The following is a 22,774-nucleotide window of genomic DNA, read 5'->3' on the forward strand; positions in this document are numbered from 1 at the left end:
GCCGGTCCGGGCAGGCGCGCCACCCCCGCCGCGGGGAGGGGAGGGTCAGGCGGGCGCGGGAGTGTAGACGATGACGGTCTCCTCGCAGGGGCCGTCGGCGAAGGTCTTCAGCGTCTCGAGTTCGGCCTTGTCCACCGTCAGGTCCCAGCGGAGCTTGGTGCCGATCCACTCCGACAGGTAGCGGCAGTACCGGTCCTGGGCGGGCGGCAGCCAGTGGGTCGGGTCCTGGTCGGCTCGGGTCCGGGCGCTCCGGGCGGTGACGGCGGCCAGGGAGGCTTCGGCGCCCTGGTCGTTGGCGTACGCCTCGTGGCGCGCCGCCGTCCAGGTCCGGGCGCCGGAGTCCCAGGCCTCGGCGGGCTGGACCGTGTGGACGACGTCGAGGCGGTCGGGGCCGTCGACCCTCTGCCCGTCGTAGTACGACACCCACGCCCCACCGGTGAGGGCGCACCCGGGGCCGACGCCGGGGGCTTCGACGGCCTCGGCGAGGAGGACCTCGGCGCGGGTGTCGCAGCCGTCGTCCGGGTCCAGGCCGGAGTTCCAGGGAGTGGGGTCGGCGGGGGTGTAGCCGTCGCGCACCTCGTCGGCGACGGTGAGCCGCCCGAGCGCGTCGGGCAGCAGGACCACCTCCGACGCCCGCACCCGTTCGGCCGCGTGGGCGGAGGCCGGGGCGAGGAAGGGAGCGGTGGCGAGGACGAGCGGCAGCAGGCCGCGCAGCAGTGAGGTGAGCATGTGCCCTACCTACGGCACCGCACCCGCCCTCCGGGCGGGAACACCCGCCGGACCACTCGTCGGCGTGACCGGCCGGGCCGGGGAAACGCCACGGGAGCGGGACGCCGTCACCCCCACCGGTGAACCCCCGGGCCGAGGACCGCACGCCGCACCGGCCGGGGCCCCCGCGGGGCCCGCGTCGCGGAAGCCGGGTGCGTGGGGGAGGGGAGTGCCATGGGGCGGGAGGGCGCTCCGGGGGGAGGAGGGGACCGTCCTTCCGGTGTCGGGCGGCCGGTGCGGGCCGCTCGTCCCGGAAGGGCGGTCGTCCCCGGGCGCCGCCGGAGGGTCAGCGCGGCCGTACCGGCCGGGTGCGGCCCACCGGTCGCCCGCCGCGCGCGTACGCGGCGGGCGGCACGCCTATCGTGGCGGTGAAGCCGCGGATCAGATGGGCTTGGTCGCTGAACCCCAACTCGGCGGCCAGTTCCGCCCAGTCCGGTGTCCGCCCGTCCGACTCGGCACGTTCCAGGGCCTCGTGGATGCGGTAGCGCAGGACGACCCACTTGGGGCTGACGCCCACGTACGCGGCGAACAGGCGCTGCAGCGACCGCGCCGACACGCCTTCCAGCGCGGCCAGCCGGTCCACGCGCCGGATCGTGCGGTCGCCGCGGACGCGTTCGACCAGGGCCGTGGCCCGCGCCGCCCCGGGGGAGGGCCGGGGGTCCAGGCCCAGCAGGAAGGCGTCCAGCGCGGCGACGACGTCGTCGTCCCCGTCCGGTGCGGTGACGGCCGCGGCGGTCGCCGGGTCCCCACCGCGCCCGGGTGTCCTGCCCGGGCCCAGGCACGCCTCGGCCAGCGGCACGTGGCGCCCGGTCCAGTACGAGACGGGCCGGTGCGGCGCGAACGGGCGGAAGCCCCCCGGCCGGAACTGCACCCCGCACACCCGACCCCGCCCCTCCAGCTTCCTCGTGAACAACTCCAGCCCGATCCCGGCGACCTCGCCCCACGCGGCCTTCCCGCCGTGGCGCTGGAAGACGAGGTTCACCGACGGGTGGGGCACCACGTGGGTGGTGTACGGCTCGTCCAGGTCCCAGTCGACCAGCCAGTAGTGCTCCAGGAAGGGGCGCAGCGGTGCGGCGGGCTCGCGGCGCCGGAAGCGGACCCGGGCGAGCAGCTCCCGGGCCTCGACGATGCCCCTGGTGTCGCGGCGCGGTCCGGTCATGCGCCCGATGCTAGTGCCGCTCCGCCGGGGCCCGGGGAGGGGTGCCGGAGCCCGCTTCGACGTCCCGGTCAGCGGAAGGAGAAGCGTGCGGCCGCTTCGGCGGGCGTGACCCCCTGCCGGCGGCCGGGGACGTCGTACACGGCCGTCGCGCCCTCGGAACGCAACCGGTCGGTGCCGGCCTCCCGCCTCATGACCGCGGCGTAGGAGCGGACGTCCGCGGCGGTGACGTCCGGGCGCCCCCGCCCGGCGTGCTGGTGCAGGAGGTCCGCGGTGTCGGAGGTGAACCGCAGCATGGTCACCGGGGCGTCGAAGCGCCTGGCGACGGCGAGGAGCCGTGCGCGCGCCCGCCGGGTCACGTTCGTCGATTCCGCGACCGCGACCCGTCCCGCGGCGAGCCTGGCGACGATCCTGCGGTCGCGTTCCTCGAAGACGAGCGCGTCCAGCGCGTCGGGGTCCGCCTCGGCGGCGGGGCCGGCGGAGAGCTCCGCGCGGATCTCGTCGCTGGACACCACGGCCCCGGGATCGATCCGCCGCAGCGCGACCAGCGCCCTGACGAAGCTGGTCTTGCCCGAAGCGGGCGGGCCGACGAGTACGACGAGGCCCACCGGCAGCCGGGCCGGCCCGGCGCCACCGGGCACGGGACCGCCGGTCCGGGGGTCGGACCCGTCGGGAGGGGGCGCGTCGGACGGTTTCTTCGGCACGGGGTCCATCATGCAGGCCGCCCGGCGCCCGGACGTGCCGAGGGCCCCGTTCCGCCCGGGCCGCCCGAAAGCCCCGGATCCCCGGGCCCCGGGGGCGGTCGCGGTCACCTCCACCGGTTCGCCCCCGCCCGAAGAACCTCGGCCGCACGGGGCGGTCGCCGCCGGGACTCGCCGTACACCTCCCGGCCGCCCCGGCACGCCTCCGCGGACCTCCCGGCGGGGCGGCACGCAGGTCCCGCCCGCCCGGCGGCCGGTGTCGCGTTTCTTCAAGATCCCCGCCGGCGCCCGCGGCTACGGTCCACCGCATGACGAACTCCCTCAGCGGGCGGCTCGGTACGGCGGTGGACGGCTTCCTCCCGGTCGTGCGCGCCCTCCCGGACGAGCGCCTCACCGACCCGACACCGTGCAGCGAGTACGACGTGCGCCGGCTCCTCGACCACCTGTTCCAGGTCGTGGTCCAGTTCCAGCTGCTCGCGGTGAAGAAGGACGCCGACTTCTCCGCCGAGCCGGAGGCCGTGACCGAACGCGCGGACTGGCGCGACGCCTTCGCCGCCGAGACCTCCGCGCTCGTGGAGGCGTGGGCGGCGCCCGGCGCCGAGGAGGGCACGGCCGGAGGGATGGGCCTGCCGGCGTCGGTGGTCGGGCACATGGTCCTCGGTGACCTCGTCGTGCACGCCTGGGACCTGGCGCGCGCCACCGGGCAGGACTACACGCCCGCCCCGGCCGTGGTCGACGACCTGCTGGTGGTGTTCGGGGAACTGGCGCCGGCCGGGCGGAAGATGGGGGTGTTCGGCGAGGAGCACCCGCTGCCCGCGGGCGGCGCCGGGGCGTCCGCCTGGGAGCGGCTGCTCGCCCTGACCGGGCGCGACCCGGCGTGGACGCGCCCGCGATGAGGCCGGCGACGGCCGCGGGCGGCGGCGGTACGGGCGAGCACACCGCCCGTACCGCCGCGGCCCGCGGCCGCCGGCCCCCGCCGCGCCGGGGTCAGTGCCGCAGTCCCGCCGGGTCGGCGGCCGGACCGACGCCCCCGGCCTCCCCGGCCTGCGACGGGTCCTGGGCGGAGAGCGGGGCGGCGATGTCCTCCAGGGACCTGCCCTCGGCGGACACCGCGCAGAAGACGGCGACCAGACCGCCCACCACCATCACGGCGGCCCCGAGGCAGAAGGCGAACACGGTGTCGGCGACCTCGCCGCTCTCGGTGAGGCTCGCGAAGATCAGCGGACCGGAGATGCCGCCGGCCGCCGTACCGACGGCGTAGAAGAACGCGATCGCCATGGCGCGGGTCTCCATGGGGAAGATCTCACTCACCGTCAGGTACGCGGAACTGGCGCCCGCCGACGCGAAGAAGAGGACCACGCACCAGCACGCCGTCAGCGTCGTCGCGGTGAGGTGGCCCTGGCCGAAGAGCCACGCGGTGACGAACAGCAGGCCCCCGGAGAGCAGGTAGGTGCCGGCGATCATCGGGCGCCTGCCCCAGGTGTCGAAGAGCCGCCCCAGCAGCAGCGGGCCGAGGAAGTTGCCCAGCGCGATCACCGCGAAGAAGTACCCCGTGGACTCGCTGGGGACGTCGTAGAAGGTCGCCAGGATGGCGCCGAAGCCGAAGGTGACGGCGTTGTAGAGGAACGCCTGCCCGACGAAGAGCGCCAGGCCCAGCACGGCGCGGCGCGGGTAGGTCCGCACCAGCGTCCGGGCGATCCGGCCGAAGCCGACGCTGTGCCGCTGCCTGATCGTGATCGAGCCCGCGGGCTCCGGCAGCGGCTTGCCGGTGTCCCGCTCCACCTGCCTCTCCACGTCGGCGACGATCCGCTCGGCGCCTTCGGCGCGGCCGTGGATGAACATCCAGCGCGGGCTCTCGGGGACGTGCCGCCGGACGAGCAGGACACCCAGGCCGAGGACCACGCCGAGGCCGAACGACACCCGCCAGCCGACGTCCTTGGGCAGGATGTCGGTGTCCAGCAGGACGACGGAGAGCAGCGAGCCCCCCATGGCGCCGAGCCAGAAGCTGCCGTTGATGATGAGGTCGACCCGGCCCCGGTACTTGCTGGGGATCAGCTCGTCGACGGCGGAGTTGATGGCCGCGTACTCCCCGCCGATGCCCATGCCGGTCAGGAAGCGGAAGAGGAAGAACCACCACGACGAGTACGACACGGCCGTCAGCGCGGTCGCGCCCAGGTAGACGGCCAGGGTGATCAGGAACAGCTTCTTGCGGCCGTAGCGGTCGGTGAGCCAGCCGAAGAGGAGGGCGCCGAGGCAGGCCCCCGCCACGTAGAGGGCCGCCGCGACGCCCGTCACCTGGGCGCTGCTGATGTCCAGGCCGCTGCCCTCCTCCGAGAGGCGGCCGGCCATGTTGCCCACGATCGTGACCTCGAGCCCGTCGAGGATCCACACGGTGCCCAGCCCGATCACGATCATCCAGTGCCACCGGGACCACGGCAGCCGGTCCAGACGGGCGGGCACCTGGGTCGTGACGGTCCCGTTCTGCGACTGGCCGTCTTGTGTCATGGGTCACCTCCGCTGAGTGAGAAGCCGCATCCGCTTACCCCTGGCCGCCTCCCGAAAACGGGCGGCGAAGGCCCAAGGGGCCCCACCGGGCGCCGGGTTGGGGGAGCCGGAAGCGAACCGAAACGAACAGAACTTACTCATGCGTTCCGCACGCCTCATTGCTGACACCTGCGACTGTCGGCCACCCCTCCCGGAGTGACAACGTCTTCCCCGTCGCCGAAACGAGGGAGCAGGTGTGATCAAGGGATACGCCACCTTCTGCGACGCGGACCGCCACTTCTACGACGCGCCCCACCGGCTGTCCGCCGCAGGCCAGGGATCCAGGGGAGCGCTGTACGAGGCCGCGCTGGCCCCGGTGCCGGAGGGCTGGCAGCGGCACCGCAGCGGCGACTGGCTGGCGCTGCGCCCCGTGGGGGCGGAACTCCCCGCGCAGGGCTGGAAGATCCACGTGTCGGCGTGCCTGGACAACGCGGAAACGGTTCTCTCCCGGGTGCGGGAGTACTGCCTCGCCCATGGCGTCGCCTTCAAGTTCGTCCCGAGCCGCTACCTGCTGCACACCCGCAACGCGAAGTACGCCGACCGCGCGGCGAGCGGCAAGTTCATCACCGTCTACCCCGCCGACGACGACCACTGCCACCGCGTCGCCGGCGACCTGGACGCCCTGCTCGCCGGCGAGGAGGGCCCGTACATCCTCAGCGACCTGCGCTGGGGCGACGGCCCGGTCCACGTCCGGTACGGCAGCTTCACCCAGCGCCACTGCTACGACGACGCCGGCGAGCTCCGCCCCGCCGTCGAGGACCCCGAGGGCCGGCTCGTACCGGACCTGCGCGGCCCGGTCTTCCGCACGCCGTCCTGGGTGACCGTGCCCGACTTCCTCCGGCCGCACCTGGCCGCCCGGCGCGCCGTCAGCGTCTCCGACATCCCGTACGAGATCGAGCGCGCCCTGCACTTCTCCAACGGCGGCGGCGTGTACGTCGCCCGCGACACCCGCACCGGTGAGCGCGTCGTGCTCAAGGAGGCCCGGCCGCACGCCGGCCTGGCGGCGGACGGCGCCGACGCGGTGACCCGGCTGCACCGCGAACGGGAGGCCCTGGAACGGCTCTCCGGGCTGGCCTGCACGCCCGAGGTGCGCGGCACCTTCGTCCTGGGCGACCACCACTTCCTGGCCATGGAGTACGTCGAGGGCAAGCCCCTCAACACGTTCTTCGCCCGCCGCCACCCCCTGATCGAGGCCGACCCCTCGCCGGAGGCGCTCGCCGACTACACCCGGTGGGCGCTGCGGATCCACCGGCTGGTCGAGGAGGCCGTCGAGCAGGTCCACGCGCGGGGAGTGGTCTTCAACGACCTGCACCTGTTCAACATCATGGTCTCCGAGGACGAGTCGTCCGTCGTCCTGCTCGACTTCGAGGCCGCCGCGCACATCGACGAGGGCCGCCGCCAGACCGTCGCCAACCCGGCCTTCGTCGCCCCCGCCGACCGGCGCGGCTTCGACGTCGACCGCTACGCCCTGGCCTGTCTGCGCATCGCCCTGTTCATGCCGCTCACCAGCCTCCTCCCGCTCGACCCCGCCAAGGCCCGGCACCTCGCCGACATCGCCGCCGCCCACTTCCCGGTGCCGCGCGACTTCCTCGACGAGGCCGTCGCCGAGATCCTCAAGGGACGCCAGGAGACCGGCGCCACGAGTGGCCCCTACCTGCCGGTCGAGCCGGGGGACTGGCCCCGCAGCCGCGACTCCCTGGTGCGCGCCGTCACCGCCTCGGCCACGCCCGACCGGGACGACCGGTTCTTTCCCGGTGACATCGCCCAGTTCGCCACGGCGGGCGGCGGCCTGACCCTGGGGTACGGCACGGCCGGCGTCCTGTACGCCCTGGCCGAGACGGGGGCGCCGGTCCACGGCGACGCCGAGGAGTGGCTCCTGGAACGCACCAAGGAGCCCCCCTCCGGAAGCCCCGCCGGCCTGTACGACGGCCTGGCCGGCATCGCCTGGACCCTCGACCGCCTCGGCCACCGGGCCCGCGCCCTCGAACTGGCCGAACTCACCCTGGCCCGCCCGTGGGAGAGCATCGCCCCCGACCTGCACGGCGGCCTCTCCGGACTCGGACTGGCCCTGGACGCCCTCGGCATGCCGGACGCCGCCCTGCGCTGCGCCGACCTCGTCGCCTCCGCGCTGCCCGGGATCTCCCGCGCCGGACTGCTGTACGGCGCGTCCGGACCGGCCCTGCTCTTCCTGCGCCTCCACGAACGTACCGGCGACACCGCGCTGCTGGACCTCGCCGCCGACGCCCTCCGCCGCGACCTGGACCGCTGCGTCCGCGGCGCCGGCGGCACCCTCCAGGTGGACGAGGGCTGGCGGACGATGCCCTACCTGGGCGCGGGCAGCGTCGGCATCGGCATGGTGCTCGACGACTACGCCGTCCACCGGACCGACGAGCGCTTCGAACAGGCGCGCGTCGAGATCGTCCGGGCGGCCCAGGCCACCTTCTACGCCCAGCCCGGCCTGTTCCGGGGCGCGGCGGGCATGGTGCTCCACCTGAGCCGCACCACGGTGCCGGGACCGGGCACCCGCGAATCCGACGTACGCCGCCAGATCGACGCCCTCGCCCGGCACGCCGTGCCGTACCAGGGGCATCTGGCCTTCCCCGGCGAGCAGATGATGCGGCTGTCCATGGACCTCGCCACGGGCACCGCCGGCTGTCTGCTGGCCCTCGGCAGCGCCGCGACCGAAGGCCGCGCGCACCTGCCGTTCCTCCCGCCGCCTCGGCGGCCCCAGAGCCGGTCCCGTCAGGGATCGTGAAAGAGCACATCGTCCCCATGAAGGAAAGGAACCGATCATGACGCTTCTCGACCTGCAGTCGATGGAGACCCCGAAGGAAGAGGCCGCGGGTGACGTCGCCACCGGCAGCCGTGCCAGCCTGCTGCTCTGCGGTGACAGCAGCCTGAGCGTCACCACCTGTAACTGACACGGCTCCGGCCCCGGGCGGATCTTCCGCCCGGGGCCGGACCCCGTCCCACCCACCCCACCCCGGCCCGTCCCGCTCCTCCCGCCCGGCGGGACCCTCCCGGCGGCCACCCGCAGGCGACCGCCCGCAGGCCCCGCCCGCCGGGGCACGGTCCACCGGCCGCCCCGGAGAGCCGCACCGTACGGCCCGAACCGGCGGAAGGCCCCCGGAGCGCCCCGGGAGCAGCGGAGGAAGGACCCGCCCAGCATGCCGGCCACGCGCACGGTGACCTCCGACCCGGCGCGGACCGCCGACCGGGTGCTCCTCGCGGCCACCCGGCACAGCGCGGGGCACGCCGCCGCGATCCTGGTCTGCTCCCTCGCCTCGGCCGCCGCCGCCCTCGCCGAGCCCGCCGTGCTCGGCCACACCCTGGACCTGCTGCTCGCCGGTGACGCCCGCGCACCGCGCTGGGCCGCCCTCTGCGCGGTGCTCATCACGGCGGACCTGCTCCTCGACGCGGCCGTCGCCCAGCTGACCGGCGTCGCCAACGCCCGGACGACCGCCTGGCTCCGCACGCGCAGCCTGGACCGGCTGCTGCGCGCCGCGCCGCACCACGCCGCCCGCTTCGCCCCCGGCGACCTGGCGACACGGCTGACCGCCAACGCCACGGAGGCCGGTACGGTGCCCGCCACCGCCGCGGCCGCCGTCGCGTCGGTCCTCCCGCCCCTGGGCGCGCTGGTCGCCCTGTTCCTCATCGACTGGCGTACCGCCGCCGCCTTCCTCGCCGGCGTCCCCCTCCTGTGGCTGCTGCTGCGGGCCTTCGCCGCGCACTCCTCCGACAGCGTCGCGCGCTACCAGGCCGCGCAGGCCCGGATCGCCGACCGCCTCGTCGAGGCCCTCACCGGGGCGGGGACCGTGGCCGCCGCCGGCACCGCCGCCCGGGAGCGCCGCCGCGTGCTCGCCCCGCTGCCCGAACTCGCCGAGGAGGGACGGCGGATGTGGCGGGTGTACGGCTCCGCCGTCGCCCGCTCCGGCGTGCTGCTGCCGACCCTGGTCTGCCTGGTGCTCGCGGTCGGCGGGCTGCGCCTCGCCGCCGGGGCCATCGGCGTCGGCGACCTGCTGGCGGTGTCCCGGTACGCGGCGCTCGCGGCGGGCGTGGGCGCGGTCGCCGGACTGCTGGGGGCACTGGTCCGCGGCCGGAGCGCCGCGCGCCGTACGGCGGAGCCGCTGACCCTGCCGCCGCTGGCCCACGGAGACGGCGGCCTCCCCCCGGACGGACCCGGCACGCTGGAACTCCGCGGCGTCACCGTCGTACGGGACGGTTCGCCCGTGCTGCGGGACGTCGACGTGGTGCTTCCGGGCGGCTCCCGCGTGGCCGTGGTGGGCCGCTCGGGAGCGGGAAAGTCGGTGTTCGCGGCCGTCGCGGGCCGCCTCACCGACCCCGACGAGGGCCGGGTGCTGCTGGACGGCGTACCGCTGGACGCCGTCGACGAGCGGACGCTGCGACGGGAGGTCGGCTACGCCTTCGCCCGGCCCGCGCTGTTCGGCGCGACCGTCGCGCAGGCCCTCGCCTTCGGCGCGTACGCGCCGGCCGGCCCGGCGGTGCGGGCGGCGGCGCGGGCGGCCGGCGCCGACGGCTTCGTCCAGCGGCTGCCCGGCGGGTACGACACCCCCCTCGCGCGGGCGCCGCTGTCCGGCGGCGAGCTGCAACGCCTGGGCCTGGCACGGGCCTTCGCCCACGCCGGGCGGCTGCTCGTCCTGGACGACGCCACGTCGAGCCTGGACACCGTCACGGAACGCGAGGTCGAGCGGGCGCTGGCCCGGGACGTACGGCCCGGCACCCGGCTCGTCGTCGCGCACCGGCTGTCCTCGGCGTCCCGCGCCGACCTGGTGGTGTGGCTGGACGGGGGCCGCGTACGGGCGGTGGGCCCGCACCCGGTGCTGTGGGAGGACCCGGCGTACCGCGCGGTGTTCGCCGCCGCGCCCCCGCCGGACGCACCGGCGCCCGGCGGGGGCGCGGCGCGCGGACCCGCGTCCGGCGGGAGCGCCCGGTGAGCGACCGCCGGACGACACACCGCGTCCTGCCCCAGGCCCGGCGCTTCCTGCGCGGCAGGAAGCGGGACCTCCTCGTCCTCGCGGGCTGGTCCCTGCTGGAGTCCGCGCACACCTTCCTCACCGGCTACGGCGTGGCCCGCGCCCTGGACGACGGCTTCCTCGCCGGCCGCATCGGCACCGGACTGCTGTGGCTCGCCGTCGCGGCCCTCTCGGCGCCGCTCGGGGGCGTCGCCGTGCGCGGCGTGTTCGGCGGGCTCGCCGGCCTGGTGGAACCGCTGCGGGACGGCCTGGTCCGCCGGGCCGTGTCCCAGGCCCTGGCCTCGGCGGTGTCGAGCCCGGCCCGGCCGGACGCGGCCGCCGCCGACAGCGCGGCGGTCTCCCGCCTCGTCCACCAGACGGAGATGGCCAGGGACAGCTTCGCCGGGCTGGTCCTCACCACCCGCTCCTTCCTCTTCACCGCGTTCGGCGCGCTCCTCGGCATGGCGACGCTCGCCCCCGCGCTGCTGCTCGTCGTCCTCCCCCCGCTGGTCCTCGGGCTCGGGCTGTTCCTCGCCACGCTCGCGCCGATGGCCACCGTCCAACGCGCCTTCCTGGACACGGACGAGGCGCTGTCGGGCCGGGTGGGCGAGGTCGGCGCGGGCCTCCGGGACGTGGTGGCGTGCGGCGCCGTGCGCACGGTCGCCGAGGACGTGGGACGGCTTGTCACCGCCGAGGAGCGCCTGGCGCGCCGGCTCGCCCGCTGGGCGGGCGTCCGCACGCTCGCCCTCGGCGCGGCGGGGCGGCTGCCGGTCGTCGCCCTCGTGGCCGCGACGCCGTGGCTGCTGGACGGAGGAGTGACCGCCGGTGCCCTGCTGGGCGCGCTCACCTACCTCGTCCAGTCGCTCCTGCCCGCCCTGCACGCGCTGATGAGCGCGCTGGGCGCCGCGGGGACGCGGCTGCTCGTCGTACTGGACCGGTTCGGCACCAGCACGCCGCCCCTGCCGGGCGACGACCCCGTGACGCCCCCCGCCGCCCCCGAGGACCCCGGCGCCGCGCCGCCGCCCACCCCCCGCCGCCCCGGCCCCGGGGCGGCGCCGGGGCGGGCCGCCGTCGAACTGCGGGGCCTCACCTTCTCCTACGGGCCCCGGGCCCGGCCGGTGGTCGACGCCCTGGACCTCGTGGTCGAGCCGGGGGAGCACCTCGCGGTGGTGGGCCCCAGCGGGATCGGGAAGTCCACGCTCCTCGCCCTCCTCGCCGGGCTGCTCACCCCGGTGGGCGGGACCGCCCTGGTGGACGGCGCCCCCGCCCGCCCCGCCGGGCGGCCGGGGCCGGACCCGCGCCGCGCCCTGCTGCCCCAGCGGGCGCACGTCTTCAGCGGCACGGTCCGCGAGAACCTCTGCTACCTGCGGCCCGACGCCACGCCCGCCGAGGTCGAGGAGACCGTCGAGGCCCTGCGGCTGGGGCCGTTGGTGCGGCGCCTCGGCGGCCCGGACGCCGCGGTGGACCCGCGGGGGCTCTCCCAGGGGGAGCGGCAGCACCTCGCCCTGGGCCGCGCCCACCTCTCGCACGCCCCGCTGCTCCTCCTCGACGAGGCCACCTGCCACCTGGACCCGGAGACGGAGGAGCGGGCGGAGCGCACGCTCGCGGCGCGCCCCGGCACACTGATCGTGGTCGCCCACCGGCTGTCGTCGGCCGTGCGGGCGGACCGCGTCCTGGTGCTGGACGGCACGCGCGCGGCGTGCGCCGCGCACGAAGCGCTCCTGGGCACGTCGGCCCTCTACCGCGACCTCGTGGGTGCCTCCCCCGCCTGAGCCGGCGGGGGCCCGCCCCCTACACCCAGCCCGCGCGCTGCGATATCCGTATCGCGTCGATCCGGTTGCGGGCGCCGACCTTGCGGGTGGCCGACGCCATGTAGTTCCGCACGGTCCCGTTCGACAGGTGCAGGCCCCGCGCTATCTCGGCGATCGACTCGCCCTCGGCCGCCCGCGCCAGCACGCTCATCTCGCGCGCCGTCAGCGGCACCCGGGACGCCTCCAGAAAGCAGAAGGCGAGCGATTCGTCGACGAACCGCTCGCCTTCCGCCGCCTGGCGGATGGCCCGTACGAGACGGCGTGGGGAGCCGTCCTTGTCGACGTACCCCAGCGCTCGCGCCTCGAAGGCCTTGCGCAGTGCCCCCGGTCTACCGGCGGTGGCGAGCACCACCAGCCGGGTCCGCGCCTCCGCGCCCGGCTCGTCCTGCTCTCTCTCCAGGAGCGTGGCGGCACCCGGACAGTCGAGGTCGACCACACAGACGTCCGGCCGTAAGCACTCGGCCTGCCGCCGCGCCGTGCACCAGCCCGAGGCGAAGACGTCGAACGACTCCTCCGCCTTGAGTAGCGCCATGAGCGCGGAGCGCAACAGGCCGACGCTGTGCAGGACCAAGACCCTGGTCATGTGGAAAATCCCTCCCGTTGATCGCCGGCACTCGCCGGACGTCCGCGTGCCGCGCACGCAACATGCCACCCCCGCGACTGCCCCGCAGGGAGGCGCAGGAACATCGCCGGGGGACATACGGAGGCACACGATGGGGCTTTCCCGGCGCACGCCCTCCTTTTTGTGCGCGGGCGTGCGCCCCCTGTGCCACCCACCGGAGCGCGTGGCATCACGCGGGCGGCGCGGTCGGATCGGGGCGCCGCCGCACCGGGCCCCGCCCCCGCCCGCGGCGGGACGCGCGAGCCCGCGCACGCCGTCGGAGGGGGTCCCGCGCCCGGTGGGGCCGACGCCTCGCACGGCGGTCACGGCGACGCGGTCGCCGTGCGCGGGGCCCACTCCGGCGCCGTGCGCGTACCGGTGCCCGACGGGCGTGGACCGGCGCTCCGCGCGCGTCCCGTACCGCCCCGGTGCCGCTCGCGGCCGACGCCGGGGGAGCCGGACGGCCGCTCGTACCGGATCGAGGGTGCCGCGTGGCCGTCGCCGGCGCCGTCGACGGCCTTCACCGACAGCGCCCCTCGGCCGGCCGGGGTGGCCCCGGTCGCGGCGGAGTCGACCTCGTCCGGTCCCTTCGACAGGCGCCCCTCGAGTTCGGGATCCCGATGGCCGACGCTCGGCGCCGTGTCCGGATGACCGTGTGCCGTGCCGCAGGGCATGGCACGGGGGCACGGAGCCGGGAGCGGCCGGCGGCCCGCCCGCGACCGGCCGGAACCCGCCCGCCCGGCGCGGTGGGCGGACGGATCCCGGCGCGATTCAGGCGGACTCCGCGTCCGGCAGTCCCGACGGGTGCAGGCGGACGGGCCGCACGCCCTCCAGGGAGGCGCGGAAGCCGTGCAGGCCCTCCAGCAGCGACGCGCGCGCGGACGGCTGCATGGCGGCGATGGTCGTGGTGAGCACCTTCTCGCGGCGGGCCCGCAGGTCATCGAGGTAGGCCCGCGCCGGCTTCGTCAGCCGGAGCTCCAGCTCCCGTCGGCTGACCGAGCTCGGGAACCGTTCGACGAAGCCCAGGGCCTCGAGCCGGTCGCACAGGCGGCTGACGGACGAGGGGGCGGAGCCCAGCAGCTCGCTGAGCGTGCGGAGGTTGATCCCGTCCTCCCGCTCCAGCGCGTAGAGCACTCTCAGCTGGGTCGCCGAGACGGGGGCGGGGGACACCATCTCGCGGCCGTGCTCCCAGAGGATCTCCAGCAACTCGATGAGCTCGCTCGCCGCCCGGACGGCGTTGCCACTGGGTGTGTGCGCGGATGAGGTGGGATTCGCGTCCATCAGTGCACTCCCGATCACACGTAGTCGGCTCAAGGCGCCGGCCCGCACCGCAATGCTCGGAAAGGGGAACGCACTGCGCACGGCGCATCATCGACGACGGGGCGCTTGCCCGCGGTGCAACCATATCTTTCCGCCATTTGACGGCCCAAGGACGCGGCCCCCGCTGGTGGGCGCGGCACCGGAAGGGGACGGTCCGGCGCGGGCGCGGTGCCGGGCCCCGGCCGCGTCCGGGAAGCGGGGACGCGCCCGGGGCGCGGAGTCCCGGGCGGGCGGACCGACGGGTTCCCAGGGGGGATGTCCGACACGGTAGGCTGACGACATTTGCCGCATGACAAAGGTTCGCGGGGGCATCCTGTCGGACCAGGCGAGCGCTGATGAGGATGGTCATGGCTGAGACAGTCGAGAACTCCCGCCCTGTGCCGCGGTCACGCACGCGCCGGGCCGGCGCGGTCGGGGAGCCGGAGCTGCGGGGTCTGCTGGCCGGTCTGACCGCGGTGCGGGACGGTGACTTCGGGACCCGGCTTCCGGAGGGGGCGGACGGCCTCCTCGGCGAGATCGCCACCGTCTTCAACGGCATGGTCGACCAGCTGGCGCTGTTCACGTCCGAGGTGACCCGGGTCGCCCGCGAGGTGGGCACGGAGGGGACGCTGGGCGGCCAGGCGGTGGTGCCGGGGGTGTCCGGCACCTGGGCCGACCTGACCGACTCCGTCAACGCCATGGCCGGCAACCTCACCTCCCAGGTGCGGGACATCGCGCAGGTGGCGACGGCGGTGGCCAAGGGCGACCTGTCGCAGAAGATCGACGTGGACGCCCGCGGCGAGATCCTGGAGCTGAAGAACACCATCAACACGATGGTCGACCAGCTGTCCGGCTTCGCGGACGAGGTGACGCGCGTCGCGCGCGAGGTGGGCACCGAGGGCAGACTGGGCGGCCAGGCCGACGTCAAGGGCGTCTCCGGCACCTGGCGCGACCTCACCGACTCGGTGAACTTCATGGCCGGCAACCTCACCTCCCAGGTGCGCTCCATCGCGCAGGTGGCGACGGCGGTGGCCAAGGGCGACCTGTCGCAGAAGATCGACGTGGACGCCCGGGGCGAGATCCTCGCCCTGAAGAACACCATCAACACGATGGTCGACCAGCTGTCCGCGTTCGCGGACGAGGTGACGCGCGTCGCGCGCGAGGTGGGCACCGAGGGCAGACTGGGCGGCCAGGCCGACGTCAAGGGCGTCTCCGGCACCTGGAAGGACCTCACCGAGTCCGTCAACGTCATGGCGGACAACCTCACCGCCCAGGTGCGGTCCATCGCCGAGGTCACCACCGCCGTGGCGCGGGGCGACCTGTCGCAGAAGATCCGGGTGGACGCGCGCGGCGAGATCCTCGCCCTGAAGGAGACCATCAACACGATGGTCGACCAGCTGTCCGCGTTCGCGGACGAGGTGACGCGCGTCGCGCGCGAGGTGGGCACCGAGGGCAACCTCGGCGGCCAGGCCACCGTCCGGGGCGTGTCGGGGACCTGGAAGGACCTCACCGACAACGTCAACGTGATGGCGTCCAACCTCACCGGGCAGGTGCGCTCCATCGCCCAGGTCGCGACGGCGGTGGCGCGGGGCGACCTGTCGCAGAAGATCACGGTCGAGGCCAAGGGCGAGGTCGCCGCGCTGGCGGGGGTCATCAACACGATGGTCGACACCCTCTCCGCGTTCGCGGACGAGGTGACGCGCGTCGCGCGCGAGGTCGGCACCGAGGGCATGCTCGGCGGCCAGGCGCGGGTGCCGAACGTCGCCGGCACCTGGAAGGACCTCACCGACAACGTCAACTCGATGGCGAACAACCTGACCGGCCAGGTCCGCAACATCGCCCTCGTCACGACCGCGGTCGCCAACGGCGACCTGTCGAAGAAGATCGACGTCGACGCGCGCGGCGAGATCCTCGAACTCAAGACGACCATCAACACGATGGTCGACCAGCTGTCCTCCTTCGCCGCCGAGGTGACCCGCGTCGCGCGGGAGGTCGGCAGCGAGGGCCGGCTGGGCGGCCAGGCCGAGGTGGAGGGCGTCTCCGGTACCTGGAAGCGCCTGACGGAGAACGTCAACGAGCTGGCCGGCAACCTCACCCGGCAGGTCCGGGCCATCGCCGAGGTCGCCAGCGCGGTCGCCGAGGGCGACCTGACGCGGTCCATCACCGTCGAGGCGTCCGGTGAGGTGGCCCAGCTCAAGGACAACATCAACGCGATGGTGGAGTCCCTGCGCGAGACGACGCGCACCAACGAGGAGCAGGACTGGCTCAAGACCAGCCTCGCCCACATCTCGGGCCTCATGCAGGGGCACCGCGACCTCGCCACCGTGGCCGGACTGGTCATGGAGGAGCTGACGCCGCTCGTGTCGGCCCAGTACGGCGCCTTCTACCTGGCGGACGACTCGGCCGAGGAGACGGAGCTGCGGCTCGTCGGCTCGTACGGCCGTCCGGTGGGCGACAAGAGCCCCGACCGCTTCCGCCTGGGCGAGGCCCTGGTGGGCCAGGCGGCCCTGAGCCGGCGCACCATCGTCGCCGAGGACGTGCCCGGTCAGTACATCAGCATCACCTGCGGCCTGGGGGAGATGGCGCCGGGCAGCGTGATCGTCCTGCCGATCCTGGTCGAGGACCAGGTCCTCGGCGTCATCGAGCTGGCGTCGTTCAGCCCCTTCACCACGGTCCACCGCGACTTCCTCGAGCAGCTGATGGAGATGCTCGGCGTCAACGTCAACACCATCGTCGCCAACGCGCGCACCGACGAGCTGCTGGAGGAGTCCCAGCGGCTGGCGTCGGAGCTCCAGTCGCGCTCCGAGGAACTCCAGGTCCAGCAGGAGGAGTTGCAGCGCTCCAACGCGGAGCTGGAGGAGAAGGCGGCGCTTCTCGCGGACCGCAACCACGACATCGAGCGCAAGAACCTGGAGATCGAGCAGGCGCGCCAGGAACTGGAGGCGCGGGCCCAGCAGTTGTCCCTCGCGTCGAAGTACAAGTCCGAGTTCCTGGCCAACATGAGCCACGAACTGCGCACCCCGCTCAACAGCCTCCTCATCCTCGCCCAGCTGCTCGCCCAGAACCCCACGCGCAACCTGACGCCGAAGCAGGTCGAGTACGCGGGCATCATCCACTCGGCCGGCTCCGACCTGCTCCAGCTGATCAACGACATCCTGGACCTGTCGAAGGTCGAGGCGGGCAAGATGGACCTCAACCCCGAGCGGGTCCCGCTGCGCGGGCTCCTCGACTACGTGGAGGCCACCTTCCGGCCCATGACCACGCAGAAGGGCCTCGACTTCGCCATCACCACCGCGCCCGGTGTGCCCGCCGACCTGCTGACCGACGACTCGCGGCTGCGCCAGATCCTGCGCAACCTGCTGTCCAACGCGGTGAAGTTCACCGAGCACGGCAGCGTCGAGCTGCTCATCGAGCCGGTCCCCCACAACGAGGTCCCCGCCTCCGTCTCCCGGAGCGACGGCCCCGTGGTGGCCTTCCGGGTCAGCGACACCGGCATCGGCATCGCGAAGGAGCAGCTGGAGAGCATCTTCGGCGCCTTCCAGCAGGCGGACGGCACCACCAGCCGCAAGTACGGCGGCACCGGCCTCGGCCTGTCCATCAGCCGGGAGATCGCCCACCTCCTCGGCGGCGCCGTCACCGCGGAGAGCGTCCCGGGCCAGGGCAGCGTCTTCACCCTCCACCTGCCGGTGGCGCGTACGGACTTCCACGCCGACTCCGAGACGGCCCCCGACCGTGCCGAGCTGGAGCAGGCCGAGCAGTCCGAGCAGTCCGAGCAGTCGCCCAGCGGGACCCGGCGCGGTCCCGTCGCCCCGACGCGCCCGACGCGCCGGCTGCTGGTGATCGAGGAGCGGCCGCGCGGCCTGATCTCCCTCGTCGCCGAGAGCGCCGTCGCCGAGGTCGGAGGCGGTGAGAAGCGGCCCGGCGACGGCGTGGACATAGAGGTGATCCCCGCCCTCGGCGCCCAGGAGGCCGCGGCGGTCCTCGCAGCCGAGCCGTTCCACTGCGTCGTGCTGGAGCTGGACATGGCCGACGGCGAGGCCCTGCGGTTCCTGGACGCCATGGACGGCGACGCGGCGCTGCGCACCGTGCCGGTCCTCGCCCACACCAGCCGCCGTCACGACCGCGCCCAGGAGCTGGACCTGCGGCAGCGGGCGGGGAACCGTCCGCTGGAGCTCCTGTCCAGCCTCGACGAACTCCGCGAACGCATCGCCCTGCACCTGTCCGCGGAGCAGCCCGGCGACGTGGTGGTGCCCCTGGTCCGGCCGGACGAGCTGCCCCAGCAGGAACCTCTCAAGGAGGTCGACGGCGAGCTGCGGGGCCGCACGGTCCTCGCCGTGGACGACGACGCCCGCAACCTCTACGCGCTGAGCGGCATCCTCGAACTCCAGGGCCTGCGGGTGCTGCACGCGGAGAACGGGCGCAAGAGCATCGAGACGCTGCGCGAGCACCCCGAGATCGACCTCGTCCTGATGGACGTGATGATGCCGGAGATGGACGGGTACGCGGCGACCGCCGAGATCCGCCGCATGCCGGAGTACGCCGATCTGCCCGTCATCGCGGTCACCGCGAAGGCGATGCCGGGGGACCGGGAGAAGAGCATCATGGCGGGGGCCAGCGACTACGTCACCAAGCCGGTCGACGCCCACGACCTCATCGCCCGCGTGCGCCACTGGATGCGTGCGCGGACCGGCGGGGCGGAGACGACGCGATGACCGCCTCCGACACGAGGAGCGCCTCCGACCCCACCGGTGCGGCGGACGCCTCCGACGCGGCGGCGGACCTCGTCGTGAGGGACGTCGCGGAGCACGCCGTGCCGTACTCCGGGGGCGCGCTCCCGACGGGGCGGCCGGAGCAGGACTCCGCGGTGGGGCGGCTGGCCGCCACCGTGGACCGCCTGCGGGAGGAGGTGCGCGCCGCCCAGGCGGCCGCCGACGGACGGGCGCTGATCGAGCTCGCCAAGGGCGTGCTGATCGAGCGGCTGGGGTGCGGGCCGACCCAGGCCGCCCGGCAGCTGTCCGAGCTCGCCGAGCAGGCCGGCGTGGCGCCGCTGGAACTGGCGGCCGACATCGTCAACCAGGCGGCCCGGGACCACGTCGCCGAGGTCGTCGACGACTTCGTCCGGCGCACCGTCGGCGAGGCGCTGCCCCAGGACGACGGCGACGTGTCCGTCGCCGTGCGGCTGCGCACGGCGGAGAGCGCCGCGCTGGCCGCCGGGGACACCCAGCGGATGGTCGAGTCCCTGCTGGAGCACGCGCTGGCGCCGCTCGGCGCGACGGGCGCCGCCGTCTGGACGGCCGGTCCGGACGGCTCCCTCACCCTCTCCGGCCACGCCGGCTTCAGCCTGGAGGAGGCGGGCCGCTGGTGGTACGTGCCGCCGGGCGTGGCGACCGTCGCCCGGCGGGCGCTCGACGGCCGGGAAACGGTCCGGATCACCTCCCTGTCCGACTCGGGGGTCCCGTCCATCGGCCGCGCCGAGTACCCGCAGGGCGGCCGCGTGGCCATGCCCGCCGGTACGGGCGGCCGTATCCACGGGGTGCTGGAGATCTGCTGGCCCGTCCCGGTCGGTCCGCAACCGCAGCCCGTGGTGCGGCAGTTGGAGGCCCTCGCCGACCTGTGCGCGCACACGCTGGAGACCCTTCCGGCCTCGTCGGCGTACCCGCCCGGGGTCTCGCGGGAGTTCGCCGACGTGTCGGAGCTGGTGGACCTGTCCGACGGGCTGTACGACGCGGCGCTGGTCCTCACCCCGCACCTGGACGCGGAGGGGCGGCTCGCCGACTTCCGCATCCGCCACGTCAACCAGCACTTCCAGGACCCGGCCGGCCGGCCGCGCAGCGCGGTGGCCGGCGCGCTGCTGCTGGAGGCCTACCCGATGGCCGCCGGGGAGAGCGAACTCTTCGGCAAGGTGGAACGCGTCTACGCCACCGGCGAGCCCTTCCGGGCACGGCGGACGACGCTGACCGCGCTCGTCGACCAGGTCCCCCTCCCGGTGTTCGCGGACATCAGCGTCAGCCGGCACGGCGGCGGTGTCCTGCTCATCTGGCGCATCGAGGACGAGACCGCCCGCCTCGCCCGCCTGCTGCAGCACGCCCAGCGCCTGGGCCGCGTCGGCGGTTTCGAGGAGGACCTGACGACCGGTGAGATCACCTGGAACGGCCAGCTGTTCTCGCTGTACGGCCGGCCGCACCCCGAGGGCCCCGTGCCGCTCCAGGAGCTGTCGTCGTACGCGCACCCGGACGACGAGGTGGCGATCGGCCGGTTCCTGCGGGCGGTCCTGCACCACGGCCGGCCCGACACCGTCGCGTTCCGGCTGCGGCGCCCCGACGGCGTCACCCGGCACATCCGGGTCATCGCCGAGCCCGTCCTCGACGCCGAGGGCCGCCTGATCGCGGTCCGCGGCGCGTACCAGGACATCTCGTCGCAGCACTGGACCGAGGTGGCGCTCGCCGCGACGCGCGACCAGCTCGCCCAGACCGAGCAGGAGGCGGCCGAGCGCAACCGGCTGGCGCTGCAGCTCCAGCACGCCATCATGCCCCCCACCCGCGTCCCGCTCGACATGCCGGGCCTCGACGTCGCCGTGCGCTACCGGCCCGCCGAATCGGAGTCGCTGGTCGGCGGCGACTGGTACGACACGGTCGTCCTGCCGTCGAAGCGCATCCTGTTCTGCGTCGGCGACGTCGCGGGCCACGGCATCGAGGCGGCCACGGGGATGGTGGTGCTGCGCAACGCCCTGCGCGGACTCGCGGTCACCGGGGCCGGCCCCGCCCAGCTGCTGTCCTGGCTCAACATGGTGGCCCACCACCTCACGGAGCAGGTCACGGCCACCGCGGTGTGCGGTCTGTACGACCCGTCGACGCGGGTGCTGCGCTGGGCGCGGGCCGGGCACCTCCCGCCCGTCCTGGTCCGCGCGGAGACGGCCGAGCCGCTGCCGATGCCCCAGGGGCTGCTCCTCGGGGCGCTCTCCGAGGCCGAGTACGAGGAGTGCGAGGTCACGCTCGAGTCGGGCGACTCCCTGCTCATGTACACCGACGGCCTCGTCGAGAGGCGGGACACCGCCGTGCAGGACTCGCTCAACCACCTGCTGACGACGGCACGGGGACCGGCGCCGTCGCTGGCGCACCGGCTGGACCGGCTGCTGACGCACAGTCGTTCCGACACGGACGACGACACGTGCCTGATCGGCATCCACATCGAGTGAGGGGGGGACCGGCCCCGCGGCGGACCGCGGGACCGGCGGGTCGTGGGAAGACCCCGTGCCGGTGCCTCCCCCCGGGTCCACAGGCCCGGGGGGAGGCATCGGCACGGGTGCGAGGAGCCCCGTCCTGCTCGAAACACCGGGCGGGGCGCTGCAAGATGGCCCCGGGGCGCGGGACCGGCCACGACGGTTGCCGCCCGGCAAATGTTTCCGCCTGGCTAGAATCAGGGCGGCCCCGATGCCGCACGGTCCCCCCGCGCGACAGCGGCGACGCCGTCGTGCGCCGGTACCCGGCCCCCTTGCCGACGGCGAGACGGCCTGCCGTTTCACAACGCACGAGAAGACGGACGACGTGGAAGAGATCGCTGCCCTGGAGCGGGCCCTGCGCCGTGCCGCGCCGCACACCCTGCTCGACGTCGTGAGGACCGCGCTCACCGAGCGGTACGGGGCCCGCGAAGTGAGGCTGTGGCTGGCGGACTACGGCATGCGGTCGCTGCAGGCCGTGGAGGGGCCCCCGTGGGCGACGGAACCGGTACCCGTCCACGACAGCCCCCAGGGCCGGGCGTTCGGCGCGCAGGAGCCGCACGTCCTGGGCGGCGGGGCGGCGGGACCCGCGGAGGTCCACCTGCCCGTCACGATCCGCGGCGACCGCCTGGGCGTGCTCTCCCTGGAACTGCCCGGACCCACGGACGCACGGGCCGTCCTGCCGGAGTTGCAGCACGTCTGCGACGCCCTGGGCCACGAGATCCTCGTCGCCGAACGCGACACCGACCTGTACGTCCTGGCGCGGCGGGCCACCCGGCTCACCCTCGCCGCGGAGATGCAGTGGCAGCTCCTGCCGGGCCGTTCGTGCGCCCGCCCCGAGTTCTCGATCGGCGCGCAACTGGAACCCGCGTACGCGGTCTTCGGGGACAACTACGACTGGTCCGTCTCCGCCGAGCACCTGACCCTGACGGTCACCAACGGCATGGGGGAGGGGACCGACGCCGCCCTGCTGACCAACCTCGCCGTGAACGCGCTGCGCAACGCCCGGCGCGCCGGCCTCGACCTCGTCGGGCAGGCGGCCCTGGCGGACCAGGCCGTCTACGCCCAGTACCGGGGCCGTGCGCACGTGTCGGTGCTGCTGCTGCGCTTCGCCCTCGCCACCGGGGAGGTCGAGGCGGTGGACGCGGGCTCGCCCCGGCTGTGGCGCCTGCGCGACGGCGCCGTCGACGCGTACCCCTTCGAAGCGCAGTTGCCGCTCGGGATGTTCGAGGACACGGTCTACACACCGGAGCACTTCACCGTCCTGCCCGGCGACCGGCTGCTGTTCGCCAGCGACGGGGTGTACGACGCCCTCTCGGAGGCCGGGGAGCGGTTCGGGGACCGGGCCCTGCCGCGCGCCCTCGCCTCCACGCGCCTCCTGCCGCCGACCCAGGTCCCGGGCGCCGTGCTGCGCCGCCTCGCGGAGCACCACGGCAGGCCGTCCCTGGTCGACGACGCCCTCGTGGTGTGCCTCGACTGGTACGGGCGGCAGGGCGGCGGGGGCACCGCCGGCTGACCGCGCCCCGCCCCGGCCCGCCGGGTGCCGCTTGACCTACGGGCCCTGCAATCGGGTGACATCCCGGAACCTCGGATCGATGCGGCGAGTTACGCAGTACGCCGAAGTGCACAGGGGCTGTGCGGGTCCGCCTGGACCACGGGCCGGGCCTTGGTTCGGCACCTTCAGAGGGGCACTCCTAGCCTCTGG

Annotated in this window: 14 protein-coding genes; 8 read left to right on the forward strand and 6 right to left on the reverse strand. The window is 74.9% G+C overall.

Annotated elements, in window-relative coordinates; translation table 11 throughout:
• Positions 1-45: 45 nt before the first annotated feature.
• The 3 genes from IE106_RS06120 to IE106_RS06130 all read right to left on the reverse strand — a co-directional run bounded on the left by IE106_RS06120 (position 46) and on the right by IE106_RS06130 (position 2,628).
• Positions 46-729, reverse strand: coding sequence for an HNH endonuclease (locus IE106_RS06120; protein ID WP_189530594.1), 684 nt, complete (start codon positions 727-729; stop codon positions 46-48).
• 325 nt (positions 730-1,054) lie between these two features.
• Positions 1,055-1,927 carry a helix-turn-helix domain-containing protein gene (locus IE106_RS06125; protein WP_189530597.1) on the reverse strand — a complete coding sequence of 291 codons (873 nt, stop codon included), beginning with the start codon at positions 1,925-1,927 and terminating at the stop codon, positions 1,055-1,057.
• Between the two features lie 68 nt (positions 1,928-1,995).
• Complete coding sequence (locus IE106_RS06130) at positions 1,996-2,628, reverse strand: ATP-binding protein (RefSeq protein ID WP_229840087.1); 633 nt, start codon at positions 2,626-2,628, stop codon at positions 1,996-1,998.
• 305 nt (positions 2,629-2,933) lie between these two features.
• Between IE106_RS06130 and IE106_RS06135 the strand changes: the two genes are divergently transcribed.
• Positions 2,934-3,521 (forward strand): TIGR03086 family metal-binding protein, encoded by a 588-nt coding sequence (locus IE106_RS06135; RefSeq protein ID WP_189530599.1) that lies wholly within the window; start codon positions 2,934-2,936, stop codon positions 3,519-3,521.
• A 91-nt stretch (positions 3,522-3,612) separates the two neighbouring features.
• On the opposite strand, the gene IE106_RS06140 is transcribed toward IE106_RS06135, so the two are convergent.
• Positions 3,613-5,130 (reverse strand): MFS transporter, encoded by a 1,518-nt coding sequence (locus IE106_RS06140; protein ID WP_189530601.1) that lies wholly within the window; start codon positions 5,128-5,130, stop codon positions 3,613-3,615.
• A 235-nt stretch (positions 5,131-5,365) separates the two neighbouring features.
• Here IE106_RS06140 and lanKC point away from each other — a divergent pair, with 235 nt between their 5' ends.
• From lanKC to IE106_RS06160, 4 genes are all read left to right on the forward strand, one after another.
• Positions 5,366-7,924 (forward strand): class III lanthionine synthetase LanKC, encoded by a 2,559-nt coding sequence (lanKC, locus tag IE106_RS06145; RefSeq protein WP_189530603.1) that lies wholly within the window; start codon positions 5,366-5,368, stop codon positions 7,922-7,924.
• 37 nt (positions 7,925-7,961) lie between these two features.
• Positions 7,962-8,090 (forward strand): mycelium formation morphogenetic lantipeptide SapB, encoded by a 129-nt coding sequence (ramS, locus tag IE106_RS06150; protein ID WP_189530606.1) that lies wholly within the window; start codon positions 7,962-7,964, stop codon positions 8,088-8,090.
• Positions 8,091-8,336: 246 nt separating this feature from the next.
• Positions 8,337-10,124 (forward strand): ABC transporter ATP-binding protein, encoded by a 1,788-nt coding sequence (locus tag IE106_RS06155; RefSeq protein WP_189530608.1) that lies wholly within the window; start codon positions 8,337-8,339, stop codon positions 10,122-10,124.
• Positions 10,121-11,914, forward strand: coding sequence for an ATP-binding cassette domain-containing protein (locus IE106_RS06160; RefSeq protein ID WP_189530610.1), 1,794 nt, complete (start codon positions 10,121-10,123; stop codon positions 11,912-11,914). The genes IE106_RS06155 and IE106_RS06160 overlap by 4 nt, the downstream gene beginning before the upstream one ends.
• 19 nt (positions 11,915-11,933) lie before the next feature.
• Here IE106_RS06160 and IE106_RS06165 read toward each other — a convergent pair whose 3' ends face one another.
• Positions 11,934-12,536, reverse strand: a complete 603-nt coding sequence (locus IE106_RS06165; protein WP_308427861.1) for a response regulator transcription factor — start codon at positions 12,534-12,536, stop codon at positions 11,934-11,936.
• A gap of 789 nt (positions 12,537-13,325) precedes the next feature.
• Positions 13,326-13,835: a MarR family winged helix-turn-helix transcriptional regulator gene (locus IE106_RS06170; protein WP_189530613.1), complete on the reverse strand. Its 510-nt coding sequence runs from the start codon at positions 13,833-13,835 to the stop codon at positions 13,326-13,328.
• 386 nt (positions 13,836-14,221) lie between these two features.
• Here IE106_RS06170 and IE106_RS06175 point away from each other — a divergent pair, with 386 nt between their 5' ends.
• The 3 genes from IE106_RS06175 (at position 14,222) to IE106_RS06185 (ending at position 22,585) form a co-directional block, all read left to right on the forward strand.
• Positions 14,222-18,565, forward strand: a complete 4,344-nt coding sequence (locus IE106_RS06175) for a HAMP domain-containing hybrid sensor histidine kinase/response regulator (RefSeq protein ID WP_189530615.1) — start codon at positions 14,222-14,224, stop codon at positions 18,563-18,565.
• Positions 18,562-21,048: a SpoIIE family protein phosphatase gene (locus IE106_RS06180; protein WP_189530617.1), complete on the forward strand. Its 2,487-nt coding sequence runs from the start codon at positions 18,562-18,564 to the stop codon at positions 21,046-21,048. The genes IE106_RS06175 and IE106_RS06180 overlap by 4 nt, the downstream gene beginning before the upstream one ends.
• 349 nt (positions 21,049-21,397) lie before the next feature.
• Positions 21,398-22,585, forward strand: a complete 1,188-nt coding sequence (locus tag IE106_RS06185) for a PP2C family protein-serine/threonine phosphatase (RefSeq protein WP_189530620.1) — start codon at positions 21,398-21,400, stop codon at positions 22,583-22,585.
• Positions 22,586-22,774 lie beyond the last annotated feature (189 nt).

Source organism: Streptomyces roseolilacinus (genome assembly GCF_014649335.1).
Classification (GTDB): domain Bacteria; phylum Actinomycetota; class Actinomycetes; order Streptomycetales; family Streptomycetaceae; genus Streptomyces; species Streptomyces roseolilacinus.